Source organism: Streptomyces vastus, assembly GCF_039532825.1.
Taxonomy (GTDB): Bacteria; Actinomycetota; Actinomycetes; order Streptomycetales; family Streptomycetaceae; genus Streptomyces; species Streptomyces vastus.
In genome coordinates, this window is sequence record NZ_BAAASJ010000072.1 from 165,869 (window position 1) to 181,336 (window position 15,468).

Here is a 15,468-nt window from a genome sequence, read left to right on the forward strand (position 1 = left end):
CGCTCACATCTCGAACGACTCGTGATGGATGCGGCGGGCCGGTACGCCCGCGCCGCGGAGTGCTTCGTAGACCTGCTGTGCGAAGCCGGGCGGCCCGCACAGGAAAACGTCATGGCGGTCGACGTCCGGCAGCTTTCTGCGCAGGGTCTCCGCCGAGATGTCGGGTCGCTCCCCGTCCGGGCTGTTGACCGCATACATGAGCCGGGCGCCGCGCTCGTCGGCGATGGCGGCGAGCTCGTCCCAAAGGGCCAGGTCCTGGGTGCTGTTGGCCCGGTACAGCAGCGTCAGATCGCCGGGCGAGCCGGGCAGAGTCTCGAACAGTGCCCGCATCGGGGTGATCCCGACACCGCCCGCGATCAGCAGCACCTTGCCGCTCCTGCGCCGGGAGGCGGTCATCGCGCCGTACGGGCCCTCGGCCCATACGCGGGTACCGGGCTCCAGTTCGCGCAGCCGGGAGCTGTGGTCGCCGATCGCCTTCACCGTGATGCGCAGCATGTTGGGGCGGGGCGCCGCCGACAGGGAGTACGGGTGCGAGCTGAGCCGCATGCCCGGTGACAGGAACCGCCACCGGAAGAACTGCCCGGCCTCGGCGCCGATGCGGTGCAGCCGTCGTCCCGAGATCAGCACCGAGACGACTCCGGGTGCCTCCTCGACGACATCGGCGACCCGCATACGGTGCCGCATGTTCAGCCGGATCGGTACGAGCACCCGGTACCAGAGCGCGAGCGCGGTCACGGTCCCGTACAGCGCGTACCAGGCCGTGGTCGCGGCGGGCTGGACGGCGAAGTCGTTGCCCGTGGACAGCTGGTGCCAGAAGGACAGGTACACGGCCGCATATGTGAGCAGATGGACGTGGTACCAGGTGTCGTACGGGATCCTGCGCCGGATGCCGCCGATGGAGATCAGGCCGATGAACAGCAGCAGACCCGTGCCGATCGCGGCCTTGCCCATGTCCGGCAGCGTGTTCACCGAGTCGATGGTCTGCTGGACGATCCCCGAGAATCCGAGCCCGGCCTGCAGCGCGTAGCCGTACATGGTCAGGATGAGATGAGCGAGGACAAGGCAGAGCGTGTAACGCCCGCTCATCGCGTGCCAGCGGGCGACTCGGTCCGAGCCGACGCGGCGCTCCAGCGCGGGCACCCGGGCCATCTGCAACACCACGAGGGCCATCAGATAGCCGGCCAGCAGACCGGTGATCCGGCCGGCGTTGAGTATCCGGTCCGTGTTGTTGGCGATGGCCGGAGTGTTGCTCCACCACAGCCAGACCACCCCCACCGCACCCGCCCAGACAGCGAGCAGCAGCGGGACTGCGGGATTGCGGCGAGGGCGGATACGGCGCAACGTCTGGCGCCGCGCAGCGCGACCGCCGGCGATCGTACTCACGGTTCCTCCGTGGGACTGGCGAGAGGGGGAGTGGCCCTTGGCCCAGAGGTACGTCCCGGGACGGCAGCTTGTTCAATGCACCAGGGAGCAAGGGGTTAACTGCTGCGACTCGCGGTAACCCGGCGGCGGCGCGAAGGGCTGAGCGATCTCGGCAATCGACCTCAGCAATCGACCTCAGTAGCGGATGATCGAGGTCGGACCGCTCTCCGTCCCGATCGCGATGTGCGGCCTGCGCGCCGGATCCCCCCAGTCCAGGATCCGCCGCATCGCGTCCCGCGGTACGGACACACAACCGGCAGTCGCCCCACGCCCGTTGACATGCAGGAAGATCCCGGCGCCCCGCCCGCGCACGGGCCGCTCGTAGTTGAAGCCGATGACGAGCGCGTACGCGTACTGCGTTCCGTACGAGATCAGGTGCTCGGACTCGGCGGCCCGGCAGTCGGCCGGGCGCGGCTCGGTCCAGCGGTTGTAGGAGCGCGAGTCGTTGTCCTGGCACCACCAGGAGTTCTGGTGCACGCGGCGGTACGTGGCGGTCGTCCCCTTCGGCGCCGGCTCGATCCCGAAGGCGTACGGCAGGTCGTACAGGCCGGTGGGTGTGGTGTTCGTGCCCTGCTTGCGCGAGCCGCCCTCGACGAGCCCTCTCGCACCGAAACGGGCCGGCGCGGAGCCGGCCCTCACCCAGCGGCCGTCGCGCCGGTCCCACCAGGTGACCGTTCCGGTCGTCGAGGACGTCCGGGAGGCCCGGACGGTGATCAGCTGGCGGCCGCCGCCCGTGTCCGCCATCCGCTCGGGCAGCGGTGGTTGACCGCCGCCGGGAGCGGCGACGAGGAGGGACGCGGACGCGAGGACGGCGGCTCCGAGGCGCATGCCTCAGACGCTATGGGGCGGCAGGGGCAACGGCAGCCCGGGTAGCCCATCCAGGCTGGTCGCCACGTGCTCCTTCTTCTGGAAGTACGTGTCCAGTGACACGTCGTCCTCCCGCGCAAAGCGCTTGGCGTGCAGTTCGCGGTCTTCCTCGTACGCCATGAAGGGCACCGCGTAGCCGCAGGTGTCGCGGATGAGTCCGGCCGTCACGACGATGATCGCGCGCAGGCCGTGCGGGGTCGGGTCGATGTCCGGGAAGTGGGCGAGCAGTTCCTTGAAGCGCGGATCGTCGCGGAAGACCGGCTCGCCGCGGCCGTGTACGCGGACGATGTTCGGCGGGCCCTGGAAGGCGCACCACATGAGGGTGATCCGGCCGTTCTCCCGCAGGTGGGCGATCGTCTCGGCGTTGCTTCCGGCGAAGTCCAGGTAGGCGACGGTGAGTTCGTCGAGGACCGCGAAGGAGCCCTTGAGGCCCTTGGGGGAGAGGTTGACCGTGCCGTCGCCGGACAGGGGTGCGGTCGCGGTGAAGAAGAGGGGCTGCGCCTCGATGAACGTACGCAGTCGGCCGTCAATGCGCTCGTAGGTCTTTCCCATACCTAAAGATTATCGGCGTAACTCCTTTGGTTGTCTGAGGAGTTGCGCCCTGTGGGTCCTGCGGGCTCCGTGGCCGCCCCGGCCCAGCGCTCGGGGCGGCCACGGAGGGCTTACTCGGTGGCGTCGGTTACTGGTTGAGCTCGCAGGCCGCGAGGGCTTCGAGGCCCTCGGGCTTCTCGGCTGCGCGGCCGATCGCGGTCTCGATGCGGTTCAGTGCGGCGACGCGCTTGTCCTCGAGCGGGCCGAGGATGGCGTTCTGGACGAAGTTGGGGCCGCCCTGGCCGACCGTGTCCACGAGGCGCTGGTTGGCCTCGGCGAGCTGGGTGTCGAGCTGGGCGAGGTTGCTGTCCACCTCGGCCTGTGCGGAAGCGGGGATCTCGGCGGGGAGGCTCGGCTCGACATCGGGGCAGCTGATCGCGCCCGCGGCGCCGGCGTTGCCCGCGTTCTCGGCTCCGGCCCCGTTCTCTGCGTTCTCCGCGTTGCCGGCGTCTCCGGCTCCCGCTCCGTCCGCGTTGTCGCCCGCCGCGCCGGTCGCCGCCTCGGTCGGCTCCTCCTCGGCCTCGCCGCCCGCTTCAGCCGCGCCACCGGCGTTGAGCTCGCAGGCCGCGAGGGCTTCGAGGCCCTCGGGCTTCTCGGCTGCGCGGCCGATCGCGGTCTCGATGCGGTTCAGTGCGGCGACGCGCTTGTCTTCCAGCGGGCCGAGGATGGCGTTCTGGACGAAGTTGGGGCCGCCCTGGCCGACCGTGTCGACCAGTCTCTGGTTGGCCTCGGAGATCTGGGTGTCGAGGAGCGTGAGGTTGCGCTCCACCTCGGCCTGCGCGGAGGCCGGGATCTCGGGGAGACTGCCCTCCACGGCCGGACAGTTCACCGTGCCGGGCGATGCGTTCGTCGCGGCCTGGTCGCCGTTGTTCGAAGTCTCTCCGGCCAAGGCCGATCCTGCGATCACGGCACCGGACAACACCACCGCGGCGGCGCCGCCGATCATCGCCACGCGGCGCTTGTGGTACTTCGGGAGAGCCCTGGACATGCGGAAGCCTCGCTCTGGTCGGGGGTTGGGCCGCCCGTGGTCGATCGGGCGGCGTACTCCAGCTGTCGTTTACAAACGCGGCGCCTGCGTCCAGCGGGAGATACGGGAAAGCGATTTCACCCGTTCAAACGAAACCTGAGATTTGTTCGCCACCTTCTCCGCCAGACCCCGCGATTGACGAACCATGCGGACTACTGCATACTCATGCATGTCAGCGAATGCACTGTGAGGAGAAACCCGTGACCGAGCGCGTCGTACTCGCCTACTCGGGCGGCCTGGACACCTCCGTCGCCATCGGCTGGATCGCCGAGGAGACGGGCGCCGAGGTCATCGCCGTTGCCGTGGACGTCGGCCAGGGCGGCGAGGACCTGGACGTCATCCGCAAGCGTGCGCTCTCCTGCGGTGCCGTGGAGGCCGAGGTCGCGGACGCCAGGGATGAGTTCGCCGAGGAGTACTGCCTCCCGGCGATCAAGGCCAACGCCCTCTACATGGACCGCTATCCGCTGGTCTCCGCCCTCTCCCGTCCGACGATCGTCAAGCACCTCGTAGCCGCCGCCCAGAAGCACGGTGCCACCACGGTCGCCCACGGCTGCACCGGCAAGGGCAACGACCAGGTCCGCTTCGAGGCCGGCATCGTCGCCCTCGCCCCCGACCTCAAGTGCATCGCCCCGGTCCGCGACTACGCGATGACCCGGGACAAGGCGATCGCCTTCTGCGAGGAGAAGGGCCTGCCGATCGCCACCACCAAGAAGTCGCCGTACTCCATCGACCAGAACGTCTTCGGGCGCGCCGTCGAGACCGGCTTCCTGGAGGACATCTGGAACGCCCCGATCGAGGACGTCTACGAGTACACGCAGAACCCCGCGCTGCTGCGTGAGCCCGACGAGGTCGTCATCACCTTCAAGGCGGGCGTCCCGGTCGCCATCGACGGCAAGCCCGTCACCGTCCTGCAGGCCATCCAGCAGCTCAACGAGCGTGCCGGCGCCCAGGGCATCGGCCGGATCGACATGGTCGAGGACCGCCTGGTCGGCATCAAGTCCCGTGAGGTGTACGAGGCTCCCGGCGCCATCGCGCTGATCACGGCCCACCAGGAGCTGGAGAACGTCACCGTCGAGCGCGAACTCGCCCGCTACAAGCGGCAGGTCGAGCAGCGCTGGGGCGAGCTGGTCTACGACGGTCTGTGGTTCTCCCCGCTCAAGCGCGCCCTGGACGGCTTCATCAACGAGGCCAACCAGCACGTCTCCGGCGACATCCGGATGACCCTGCACGGCGGTCGCGCCGTCGTCACCGGCCGCCGCTCCGAGTCGTCGCTGTACGACTTCAACCTCGCGACGTACGACACGGGCGACTCCTTCGACCAGTCCGCGGCGAAGGGCTTCATCGACATCTACAGCCTGTCGTCGAAGATCGCGGCGAAGCGGGACCTGGCGTAAGCCTCGCCCGTACCGACCTGACAGCCGCCTCCTCACCTGCAAGGGTGGGGAGGCGGTCGCACATTCACCATTCTCCGAGGAGCAGAGCAAGTGAGCAGCAACAGCGGTGACGTACGGCTCTGGGGCGGCCGTTTCGCCGACGGTCCCGCCGAGGCCCTGGCCAAGCTGTCCGCGTCCGTCCACTTCGACTGGCGGCTCGCGCCCTACGACATCGCCGGTTCGCGTGCCCACGCGCGCGTGCTGCACAAGGCGGGGCTGCTCACCGACGACGAGCTGACGCGGATGCTCGCAGGGCTCGACCAGCTGGAAGCGGATGTCGCGGACGGCTCCCTCGTCGGCACGATCGCCGACGAGGACGTCCACACCGCCCTGGAGCGCGGTCTGCTGGAGCGGCTCGGCCCCGACCTCGGCGGCAAGCTGCGCGCGGGCCGCTCGCGCAACGACCAGGTCGCCACGCTCTTCCGGATGTACCTGCGCGACCACGCCCGCATCATCGGCGGCCTGATCGCCGACCTCCAGGACGCCCTGATCGGCCTGGCCGAGGCCCACCCGGACGTCGCCATGCCGGGCCGTACGCACCTTCAGCACGCCCAGCCGGTGCTGTTCGCGCATCACGTACTGGCCCACGCGCAGGCCCTCTCCCGGGACGCCGAGCGCCTGCGCCAGTGGGACGAGCGGACGGCGGTGTCGCCGTACGGGTCGGGGGCACTGGCCGGCAGCAGCCTCGGCCTGGACCCGGAGGCGGTCGCGAAGGACCTGGGCTTCGAGCACGGCAGCTCGGGCAATTCCATCGACGGCACGGCTTCCCGCGACTTCGCCGCCGAGTTCGCCTTCATCACCGCGATGATCGGCGTCAACCTCTCCCGGATCGCCGAGGAAATCATCCTCTGGAACACGAAGGAGTTCTCCTTCGTCACCCTCCACGATGCCTTCTCCACCGGCTCGTCGATCATGCCGCAGAAGAAGAACCCGGACATCGCGGAGCTGGCGCGCGGCAAGTCGGGCCGCCTCATCGGCAACCTGACCGGCCTGATGGCGACGCTCAAGGCCCTGCCGCTCGCGTACAACCGCGACCTTCAGGAGGACAAGGAGCCGGTCTTCGACTCCTGCGACCAACTGGAGGTCCTGCTCCCCGCGTTCACCGGCATGACGGCCACCCTGACCGTCAACCGCGAACGCATGGAGGAACTGGCTCCCGCCGGTTTCTCGCTCGCCACCGACATCGCCGAGTGGCTGGTCAAGCAGGGTGTCCCGTTCCGCGTCGCGCACGAGGTAGCGGGCGAGTGCGTCAAGGTGGCCGAGTCCGAGAACAAGGAACTGGACCAGCTGACCGACGACCAGTTCGCCAAGATCTCCGCACACCTGACCCCCGAGGTCCGCTCGGTACTGAACGTCCCCGGCGCCCTGGCCTCCCGCAACGGGAGAGGCGGCACGGCTCCCAGCGCGGTAGCGGTACAGCTGGCAGAGGTGAAGGCAGACGTGGCAGCACAACACGAATGGGCAACGGCGAAAGAGAAGCGGTAGACGCCCCGTTAAGCGGCGCAGCCGCTTTGAGGGGCGCGGGGAACTGCGCGCCAATCCGCAACGAACCCGCACCCGCCCAAATCACCCCCAACCACCCGAGCTCTCATGTGGGGGGCGTGGGGCGCAGCCCCAGGGATGGGATGGGGCGGGTAGGGGCGGCGGGGGCGAGAAACACACGGGGCGAAACCCACCGCGGGTTACGTTTGGTCGAGCACCCGTCCCGGAGCCGACCGAACGGAGCCCGCGATGCCCTTCGCCCGCCTCGCGACCGCCACGACCCCCACCTGCCACATCGGCCTGGGCCTTGCCGCCGTAGGCCGCCCGGGCTACATCAACCTGGGCCGCGAGCGCGACCTGCCGGAGGCACGCAGCGTCGAGGCGCTACGCAACCGCACCCACGAACTCCTGGATGCCGCCTACGCCCAAGGCGTCCGCTACTTCGACGCAGCCCGCTCATACGGCCTCTCCGAGGAATTCCTGGCCGACTGGCTGCGCACCCGCCCCGACATCGACGACGTAGTCATCGGCAGCAAGTGGGGCTACACCTACACCGCAGACTGGCGCACGGACGCCGAGGAACACGAGGTCAAGGACCACAGCGTCACCACGTACGAGCGCCAGCGCGCCGAGACCGCCGACCTGCTCGGCGACCGCCTCGACCTCTACCAGATCCACTCCGTGACCCCGGACAGCCCGGCCCTCAGCGACAAGGAACTCCACGCCAAGCTGGCGGAAGCCGCCGCCAAGGGGCTCACGATCGGCTTCTCCACCAGCGGACCGGCCCAGGCCGACGCCATCCGGGCCGCGCTCGCCGTGACCGTCGACGGCGAGCCCCTCTTCCGTACCGTCCAGGCCACCTACAACGCCCTGGAGACCTCCGCCGCGCCCGCACTCGCCGAGGCCCACGACGCCGGCCTCACCGTGATCGTCAAGGAGGCCATGGCCAACGGCCGCCTCGCCGGTCCGCAAGCCCCCGAAGCGGTACGCGCCATCGCCGAGGCGGCGGAACTCGGTGCCGACGCGGTCTCCCTCGCCCTGATCCTCCGGCAGCCCTGGGCCGGCGTCGTCCTCTCCGGCGCAGCCACCGTCAACCAGCTCGTCTCGAACCTGCACGCCGCCGTCGTCGACCTCGACGACGAACAGGTGGCCCGGCTGTCCGCGCTCGCCGAGGAGCCGGGCGCGTACTGGGAGCGACGCGGGCAGCTGCCCTGGCACTGAACATCCGCTCGTGGCGCTGAGCACCCACTCCTGGCACTGAGCACCCCCACGGATCGCCGGAGTGCATCACGAGGTACGCATGGATGAGCCACGTACGCCTTGAATGAGACGTTGATGTCTCACATGGGCTATTGTTGTCTCATGGCTGTCGATCGCGCACATGTACTCCGCAGCGCCGCCGAGCTCCTCACCCGCAAGTCCACCGCCACCATGGACGAGGTCGCCAAGGCGGCCGGGATCAGCCGGGCCACTCTGCACCGCCAGTTCGCCGGGCGGGACGCGCTCGTCCGGGCTCTCGAAGCACTCGGCATCGAGGAGTGCGAGGCCGCGCTGGACGCGGCGCGACCCGCCGAAGGGCCCGCGAGCGAGGCCGTACGCCGGCTGGTGCGCGAGATCGAGCCCGTCGCCGGACTGCTCTCCTTCCTCTACACGGAGAACCAGCTCTTCGAGGGCGAGCAGCAGAACGAGGGCTGGGAGCGGCTCGACGCCCGGATCGCCGCCCTGTTCCGGCGTGGCCAGGAGAGCGGCGAGTTCCGTATCGATCTCACGCCTGCCTGGCTCACCGAGGCGCTGTTCGGACTGATCGCGTCCGGCGCCTGGGTCGTCCTGAGCGGCAAGGTCGCCGCCAAGGACTTCCACCACATGATCGTCGAGCTGTTGCTCGGCGGCGCACTACGGAAGGAATCATGACCAGCACTCAGCAGTGGACGGCGGCGACGGAGGTGGAGAAGCGCCCCGGGCGCTGGCTCGCCTTGGCCGTGCTGGTCCTCGCCGTGCTCCTTGTGGCCGTCGACGCGACCGTGCTGGGGCTCGCCACCCCGTACATCAGCGAGGACCTGAAGCCGTCCGGCACGCAGTTGCTGTGGATCGGGGACGTCTACTCGTTCGTCATCGCCGGCCTGCTTGTCTCGATGGGCAGCCTCGGTGACCGTATCGGCCGTAAGAAGCTGCTGCTCATCGGTTCGGTCGCGTTCGGTCTGATCTCCCTGCTCAACGCCTATGCGAGCACTCCTGAGTTGATGATCGTGGCGCGGGCGCTGCTCGGCGTCGCGGGCGCGACGCTGATGCCCGCCACGCTCGCGATCATCCGCAACCTCTTTCACGATCCGCGTGAACGCAGCCTCGCCATCGGCATCTGGGGTGCGACCTCCTCCGCGGGCGTGGCGGTCGGCCCGATCGGCGGCGGATTCCTGCTCGAGCACTTCTGGTGGGGCTCCGTCTTCCTCATCAACCTCCCCGTGATGGCGGTCCTCGTCCTCGTCGGGATGAAGCTGCTGCCCGAGTCCCGCAATCCCGAGCCCGGCCCATGGGACCTCAGCAGCGTCGCCCTGTCCCTCGTCGGCATGGTCGGCATCGTGTACGGGGTCAAGGAGGCCGCCGCGCACGGGGTGAGCGGACAGGCGGCTGCCGCGGGCCTGCTCGGCGGCGTCGCGCTCTTCGGCTTCGTGCGCCGTCAACTCGGTCTGGCTTCACCGCTGCTGGACATGCGGCTGTTCCGTAACCGTGGCTTCTCGGCGGCCGTGCTTGCCGATCTGCTGACCATTCTCGGTCTGTCCGGGCTGGTCTTCTTCCTCTCGCAGTATCTGCAACTCGTCCAGGGCATGCGGCCGTTGATGGCGGGTCTTGCCGAACTGCCCGCCGCGGTGGGCGCGGTGGCGGCCGGACTGATCGCGGGCACGGTGGCGCGCCGGTACTCGGTGCGTGCCGTCGTCGCGGGCGGGCTTGCCGCGATCGGCCTCGCGCTGGCCACGCTCACGTTGCTCGGCCAGTCCACCGGCTACCCGCTGCTGGGCGGCGCGCTGTTGTTCGTGGGCGTCGGCGCGGGCTTCTCGTTCACCGTGACCGCCGACGTGATCCTCTCCGGCGTGCCCAAGGAGCAGGCGGGCGCCGCGTCCGCTGTCTCCGAGACGGCGTACGAACTCGGCGCCGCCCTCGGTATCGCACTCCTCGGCTCCATCGTCACCGGTGTCTACGGCAGCTTCACGGCTCCGGCCGGTACACCCCCGGAGGTGGCCGCCGCGGCACACGAGTCCCTGGGCGGTGCGGTGGAGGCGACGGCGGGCCTGCCGAACGCGGAGGCGCTGCTGAACGCCGCCCGTGCGGCCTTCGTCGACGGGCTCACCCTCGCGGCGGGCGCCGGCGCGGTGGTGCTGCTCGGCGCGGCGGTCGCGGCGTGGTTCCTGCTGCGGGGGCAGCGGCTGGAGGGCGGGGCGGAGCACCCCTAGCCTCCGTGCGCCGTTCCGGCGTACGGCTCAAATCCCCTGGTCAGGGGTTCCTTGCGGGTGCTGCCCAGTGTCGTGTCGATCCAGACGGACGACGGGCAGCTGACGAAGCGCCCCTCAGGGGCGCGGGGAACTGCGCGACCAGCCGACGAACCCGCAGTGGACAAACAACTTGTAGTGCCCGGTGCTTGGTCGCCCCTGCTCAACCCAGCGGAGCGCCTACGCCGCTTTGGCCTTGGTGGCGTACATGTCGACGTACTCCTGCCCCGACAAACGCATGACCTCCGCCATCACCGAGTCGGTGACGGCACGCAGTACGTACCGGTCGCGATCCATGCCCTCGTACCGCGAGAACTCCATCGCCTCACCGAAGCGAACCGTGACGCGCCCGGGGCGCGGAATGCCCGCGCCGCCCGGCTGGAGCTTGTCGGTGCCGATCATCGCGAACGGGACGACCGGCGCGCCGGTCATCAGGGTCAGGCGAGCGATGCCCGTACGACCGCGGTAGAGGCGGCCGTCGGGGGAGCGGGTGCCCTCCGGGTAGATGCCGAAGATCCGGCCCTCCTCCAGGATCCGGCGGCCGGTCATCAGCGCCGCGACCCCGCCGTTCGCACCGTCCCGGTCCACCGGGATCATGCCGACACCGGTGAAGAACCAGGCCATCAGGCGGCCCTTCAGCCCCTTACCTGTGACGTACTCGTCCTTGCCGATGAAGAAGACCTGACGGTTGCAGACCAGCGGCAGCACGATCGAGTCGATGAACGTGAGGTGGTTGCCGGCCAGGATGACCGGTCCGGAGCCCGGGATCTGCTCCGCGCCTTCCACTCGTGGGCGGAACATCAGGCGCATGATCGGTCCGAGCACTGCCTTGATGAGCGCGAAGCGGGACAACGGGCCCTCCGGTGTCAAGGGAAAGTGAAGAGTCTCTGCAGGTGAGGACGATACTCGCGGTACCCGGGGTATTGCACACCGGGTTCACGCAGTGGATACGCAGTGTCGCTACTTGTTTACCTGGGGTGGCGCGCTGTTGCACGCCCGACACCTGGACGAGATGTGTGACAAATGCCGCATCCATCAAGCCCGGGTACCCCAACTCCCGCACCTCATACGACACTCAGCATCATCCGCGTGTTCCGTCCCAGGTCTCCCACCCGTCACCCAAGGGCACCTACGATCGTCCGGATTTGGCAGGTGCAGGGCAGCTATCGGGAGGAGCGCTCATGGGGACGCAGGGGTCGGACGAGCAGGGTCGGGGCACGAGACGGCGGGCGCTGCTGGGGGCCGCGGTGCTGGGTGCGGGCGGAGCGGCCCTCGCTCTGCCCGGCACGGCCGCAGCCGCCGAACTGGGCGGCGGCTACAAGAGCCTGCCGGTGCCGACGATCATCGGGCACCGCGGGGCCAGCGGCTACCGGCCGGAGCACACTCTGGGCGCGTACCAACTGGCACTCGACATGGGTGCGCACGTCATCGAGCAGGACCTCGTCCCCACCAAGGACGGCCACCTCGTGTGCCGCCACGAGAACGACATCACCGGCACCACCGACGTCGCGGACCACCCCGAGTTCGCCGGACGCAAGACGACGAAGAGCGTCGACGGCGTGTCCTTCACGGGCTGGTTCACCGAGGACTTCACGCTCGCCGAGCTCAAGACGCTGCGCGCCAAGGAGCGCATCCCGGGCAACCGCTCGCGCAACACGCTGTACGACGGCCGCTGGGGCGTCCCCACCTTCGAGGAAGTCCTGCGCTGGGCCGAGCGGGAGAGCCGTAAGCGGGGCAAGGAGGTGTGGCTGCACGTCGAGACCAAGCACCCCACCTACTTCCGCGGCCTCGGCCTCGGCCTGGAGGAGCGGCTCGCCAGGCTGCTGCGCAAGTACGGCAAGCACAAGAAGAACTCGCCCGTCTTCCTCCAGTCCTTCGAGCCGAGCAGCATCCAGCGGCTGAACAAGCTGGTCGACAACCCGCTCGTCGTGCTGCTGTCCTCCGCGAACAGCCGCCCCTGGGACTTCGTCCAGGCGGGCGACCCGCGCACCGTCGCCGACCTCGTCAAGCCCGAGGGCCTGAAGTGGATCGCCTCGTACGCGCAGGGCATCGGCCCCACCCTCGACCTGATCATCCCGAGGGACGCGAGCGGCAGGCTCACCAGGCCGACCACCGTCGTCGACGACGCGCACGACGCGGGCCTGATCCTGCACCCGTACACGATGCGCAACGAGAACACCTTCCTGCCCGCGGACTTCAGGAAGGGCACGGATCCGAACGCCTACGGCGACGTCTTCGGCGCCTTCCAGGTCTACTTCGCGACCGGCATCGACGGCGTCTTCACCGACAACCCGGACACCGGCCTCCTCGCCCGCGAGGACTTCGTCAACGGCTGAGGTCAACGGCTGAGCCCCGATGCACCGGTTGGGGTGATAAACGGTCGCTCCGGGCAACCTCTCCCGGGGCGACCGTGTCCTGCCGCATATGACGTATGACATGTCTGTCACGGATGTGGCCGCCGCGGACGGGCCCGCCACGGGCATGGTCGCCGCGCTGAGCCCACTGCTCGCCGCCGAGGCCTCCGCGGAGGCGCATGCCTCCGGGGCCGAGCCCGGCGACCTCGAACAGGCCGTCTGGCTGCGGCTCCTGGAACGCCTCGACGAGGACGGTCCGCCCTCCGACCCTGCCGACTGGCTGCGCGTCGCCGTCCGCACCGAGGCCCGCCGCACCCGTCGCGCCGCCGGCATCGAGCTGCCCTACGTCACCGAGCCCGCCGACGACAGCGGCCCTGACCCGGAGCAGCTCGCGCTCACCGCGGCCCGGCGCCGCGCCCTGCACTCCGCCGTACGCCGGCTCCCCGGCCGCTGCCCGCGTCTGATGGCCGCGCTCTTGTCCCCGCAAGACCTGACATACCGGGAGATCGCGGGGGAGTTGGGTATCTCACAGGGCAGTCTTGGCCCGGAACGTTCCAGATGCCTGGGATGTCTGCGTCGAATGCTCACAGGGGAGGTTGCGCCCTGGTGAGCGCGGGGATAGGAGTGAGGGACAACCGGCGGAACAGGTGAGCGGGAGGCATGCACACATGGGCATGAGCGTGACCATCTCGGGGGCGACCGAGCAGGACGCCGAACAGATCCTCAAACTGCAGTTCCTCTGCTACCAGAGCGAGGCCGAGCTGTACGGCGACTACAGCATCGAGCCCCTGACCCAGAGCCTCGCCTCCCTCAAGGCGGAACTGGCGAGCGGCACGGTGCTGGTGGCCCGGCTCGGCGACGAGGTGGTGGCCTCGGTGCGCGGCTCCGTGGACGCGGACGGGACGGCGCGCATCGACAAGCTGATCGTTCACCCCCGTATGCAGCGGCACGGCCTGGGCGGACGGCTGCTCGACGCCATCGAGGCGAAGCTCTCCGAGAGCGGCGCGGTCAAGAGCTTCCAGCTGTTCACCGGGCACCGCAGCGAGCACAACCTCCAGCTGTACCGGAGGCACGGCTACGAGGCCGTGGCCAGGAGGCGCGTCCACGAGCGCCTCACGCTCGTGACGCTGGCCAAGCCGGTGGCGGCGGGCGTGTTCGTCGCGAGTGCCTAGCTCCGCTCCGCGCCAGGCGCCCTCGTACGCGCCTTGCGCAGCCAGAACATCGCCGTGACCGGGAGCAGCACCGGGATGAACAAGTACCCCATGCCGTAGTCCGACCACACCGTGGCGTCCGGGAAGGCGGAGGGGTCCGCGAGGGTCCAGGTGCCCACGGTCAGTACGCCCGCGAGCTCGGCGGCGCAGCACACCAGCGCCGCCTTGCGGGCCGTTTCGCCGCCGCGGACCAGGGAGTACGTGATGAAGCCGTACACGAGTCCGGCGACCGCGGACAGCGAGTAGGCGAGCGGCGCCTTGTCGAACTCCGTCGCGATCTGCACGACGGAGCGCGAGACGGCGCCGACGACCATCACGCCGTACAACCAGACCAGCAGCATGCCCGGACCGCTGATGAGCCGCGTCCGCGCCGGCTTCTCCTCGGCCACAGGCACCTCAGCCTCCCCAGATGTCATAGAGCCGCACCTGCAGCACGGCCAGCACCACACCGCCGGCCGCGACCGTCACCGAGCCCCAACGGGTGCGCTCCGCCAGCGACATGAAGCCCGCCGCCGGGATGCAGGCGAACGCGCCGATCAGGTACGCCACGAAGATCGTCGTGCCCTCCTCCGGCTTCTCACCGCGTGCCAGCTGGACGATCCCGACCACCATCTGCACCAGGGCGAGCAGTGACACCACCGCCATACCGATGAAGTGCCAGTCCTTCGTCGGCTGGTCGCGATAGGCGGCCCAGCCGCACCACGCGGCGAGCACGAGCGCGGCGACGGCGGTCGCCCACGTCAGGGCATCAAGCATGCTCAGACCCTATTACGGGCCAAAAGACGCGACGCCCGCGCCCCGGCCCGTGCTCCTGACCGCCTCGTGGTGCAGTTCGGTGCTCTCATGCTGCATGCTGGGCAGTTCAGCAGGCCCGACGGTCCCTGAAGGTTACGGAGCGGCGCATGACGAACACCTTCCCCGACATCTCCCTCAGCACGGAGCGGTTGGTGCTGCGCCCTCTCGAGGACGACGATGTTCCCGCCCTCACGGAGATGATGAACGACGAGCTGGTCGTCGCCTGGACGCCGGTCCCCCAGCCCTTCACCGAGGGCGCGGCCCGTACCTGGGTCACCGAAGAGACGCCCGCCGAGCGCACCGAGGGCCGGGGTCTCGCCCTCGCCGTCACCGAGTTCCTCACCCAGCGTCTGGTCGGCGTCATCCAGCTGAGCAAGGCCGACTGGCACGTACGCGCCACCGAGATGTCGTACATCATCGCGCCCTGGGCACGCGGCGAGGGCTACGCCTCCGAGGCCGCACTCGCCACCGCCCAATGGCTGCTGCGCGACCAGAAGTTCGAGCGCCTGGAGCTGCGTACGGCGGCCGACAACACCGCCTCCCAGCAGGTCGCCCAGAAGATCGGCTGTATCAGCGAGGGCGTCCTGCGCGGCGCCTGTATAGCCAGGACCCGCACGGAGGACGGCGGCTGGGCCGACCTGCGTACGGACTACATAGTGTGGAGCCTGCTCCCCGAAGACCTCGACGGCGTCGGTGAGGAGTCCGCCGACTCGGGCGGTTTCACGTACTCCGACTGGAACTGACCGGAACCAAACGGAGGGACGGCCGCCGCGACCCCCACCCACATCACCACAAGTCACCAGG

The 15,468-nt window shown here is 69.5% G+C and carries 16 protein-coding genes; 9 read left to right on the forward strand and 7 right to left on the reverse strand.

Annotated elements, in window-relative coordinates; genetic code table 11:
* Nucleotides 1-3: 3 nt before the first annotated feature.
* The 4 genes from ABD357_RS26985 to ABD357_RS27000 all read right to left on the reverse strand — a co-directional run bounded on the left by ABD357_RS26985 (nt 4) and on the right by ABD357_RS27000 (nt 3,868).
* Nucleotides 4-1,383: a ferredoxin reductase family protein gene (locus ABD357_RS26985; RefSeq protein ID WP_344393585.1), complete on the reverse strand. Its 1,380-nt coding sequence runs from the start codon at nt 1,381-1,383 to the stop codon at nt 4-6.
* Between the two features lie 174 nt (nt 1,384-1,557).
* Nucleotides 1,558-2,250 (reverse strand): L,D-transpeptidase family protein, encoded by a 693-nt coding sequence (locus tag ABD357_RS26990; protein WP_344393586.1) that lies wholly within the window; start codon nt 2,248-2,250, stop codon nt 1,558-1,560.
* Between the two features lie 3 nt (nt 2,251-2,253).
* The gene (locus tag ABD357_RS26995; RefSeq protein WP_344393587.1) at nt 2,254-2,841 is read right to left on the reverse strand and encodes a pyridoxamine 5'-phosphate oxidase family protein; all 588 of its coding nucleotides are present in this window, start codon (nt 2,839-2,841) and stop codon (nt 2,254-2,256) included.
* 127 nt (nt 2,842-2,968) lie between these two features.
* On the reverse strand, nt 2,969-3,868 hold the full coding sequence (locus ABD357_RS27000) for a hypothetical protein (RefSeq protein ID WP_344393589.1): 900 nt from the start codon (nt 3,866-3,868) through the stop codon (nt 2,969-2,971).
* Between the two features lie 239 nt (nt 3,869-4,107).
* Between ABD357_RS27000 and ABD357_RS27005 the strand changes: the two genes are divergently transcribed.
* The 5 genes from ABD357_RS27005 (at nt 4,108) to ABD357_RS27025 (ending at nt 10,268) form a co-directional block, all read left to right on the forward strand.
* Complete coding sequence (locus ABD357_RS27005) at nt 4,108-5,301, forward strand: argininosuccinate synthase (protein WP_344393591.1); 1,194 nt, start codon at nt 4,108-4,110, stop codon at nt 5,299-5,301.
* A 90-nt stretch (nt 5,302-5,391) separates the two neighbouring features.
* Nucleotides 5,392-6,825 carry an argininosuccinate lyase gene (gene argH, locus ABD357_RS27010; RefSeq protein ID WP_344393593.1) on the forward strand — a complete coding sequence of 478 codons (1,434 nt, stop codon included), beginning with the start codon at nt 5,392-5,394 and terminating at the stop codon, nt 6,823-6,825.
* A 246-nt stretch (nt 6,826-7,071) separates the two neighbouring features.
* Nucleotides 7,072-8,043 carry an aldo/keto reductase gene (locus tag ABD357_RS27015; protein WP_344393595.1) on the forward strand — a complete coding sequence of 324 codons (972 nt, stop codon included), beginning with the start codon at nt 7,072-7,074 and terminating at the stop codon, nt 8,041-8,043.
* A gap of 141 nt (nt 8,044-8,184) precedes the next feature.
* Nucleotides 8,185-8,733, forward strand: a complete 549-nt coding sequence (locus tag ABD357_RS27020; RefSeq protein WP_344393597.1) for a TetR/AcrR family transcriptional regulator — start codon at nt 8,185-8,187, stop codon at nt 8,731-8,733.
* Nucleotides 8,730-10,268, forward strand: a complete 1,539-nt coding sequence (locus ABD357_RS27025; protein ID WP_344393599.1) for an MFS transporter — start codon at nt 8,730-8,732, stop codon at nt 10,266-10,268. The genes ABD357_RS27020 and ABD357_RS27025 overlap by 4 nt, the downstream gene beginning before the upstream one ends.
* A gap of 216 nt (nt 10,269-10,484) precedes the next feature.
* Here ABD357_RS27025 and ABD357_RS27030 read toward each other — a convergent pair whose 3' ends face one another.
* Nucleotides 10,485-11,156: a lysophospholipid acyltransferase family protein gene (locus ABD357_RS27030; protein ID WP_344393602.1), complete on the reverse strand. Its 672-nt coding sequence runs from the start codon at nt 11,154-11,156 to the stop codon at nt 10,485-10,487.
* Nucleotides 11,157-11,485: 329 nt separating this feature from the next.
* Here ABD357_RS27030 and ABD357_RS27035 point away from each other — a divergent pair, with 329 nt between their 5' ends.
* The 3 genes from ABD357_RS27035 (at nt 11,486) to ABD357_RS27045 (ending at nt 13,830) form a co-directional block, all read left to right on the forward strand.
* Nucleotides 11,486-12,640 (forward strand): glycerophosphodiester phosphodiesterase, encoded by a 1,155-nt coding sequence (locus ABD357_RS27035; RefSeq protein WP_344393604.1) that lies wholly within the window; start codon nt 11,486-11,488, stop codon nt 12,638-12,640.
* 100 nt (nt 12,641-12,740) lie between these two features.
* The gene (locus ABD357_RS27040) at nt 12,741-13,268 is read left to right on the forward strand and encodes a sigma-70 family RNA polymerase sigma factor (RefSeq protein ID WP_344393606.1); all 528 of its coding nucleotides are present in this window, start codon (nt 12,741-12,743) and stop codon (nt 13,266-13,268) included.
* 58 nt (nt 13,269-13,326) lie between these two features.
* Nucleotides 13,327-13,830: a GNAT family N-acetyltransferase gene (locus ABD357_RS27045; protein ID WP_344393607.1), complete on the forward strand. Its 504-nt coding sequence runs from the start codon at nt 13,327-13,329 to the stop codon at nt 13,828-13,830.
* On the opposite strand, the gene ABD357_RS27050 is transcribed toward ABD357_RS27045, so the two are convergent.
* A complete protein-coding gene (locus ABD357_RS27050) occupies nt 13,827-14,285 on the reverse strand; it encodes a hypothetical protein (RefSeq protein WP_344393608.1) in 459 nt (152 codons plus the stop codon). The two genes, ABD357_RS27045 and ABD357_RS27050, sit on opposite strands and share 4 nt — an antisense overlap.
* Nucleotides 14,266-14,625 (reverse strand): hypothetical protein, encoded by a 360-nt coding sequence (locus ABD357_RS27055; protein ID WP_344393609.1) that lies wholly within the window; start codon nt 14,623-14,625, stop codon nt 14,266-14,268. The genes ABD357_RS27050 and ABD357_RS27055 overlap by 20 nt, the downstream gene beginning before the upstream one ends.
* Nucleotides 14,626-14,771: 146 nt before the next feature.
* On the opposite strand from ABD357_RS27055, the gene ABD357_RS27060 reads away from it, so the two are divergent.
* Entirely contained in the window at nt 14,772-15,407 is a 636-nt protein-coding gene (locus ABD357_RS27060; protein ID WP_344393610.1) for a GNAT family N-acetyltransferase, read from the forward strand.
* The last annotated feature ends 61 nt before the right edge of the window (nt 15,408-15,468 follow it).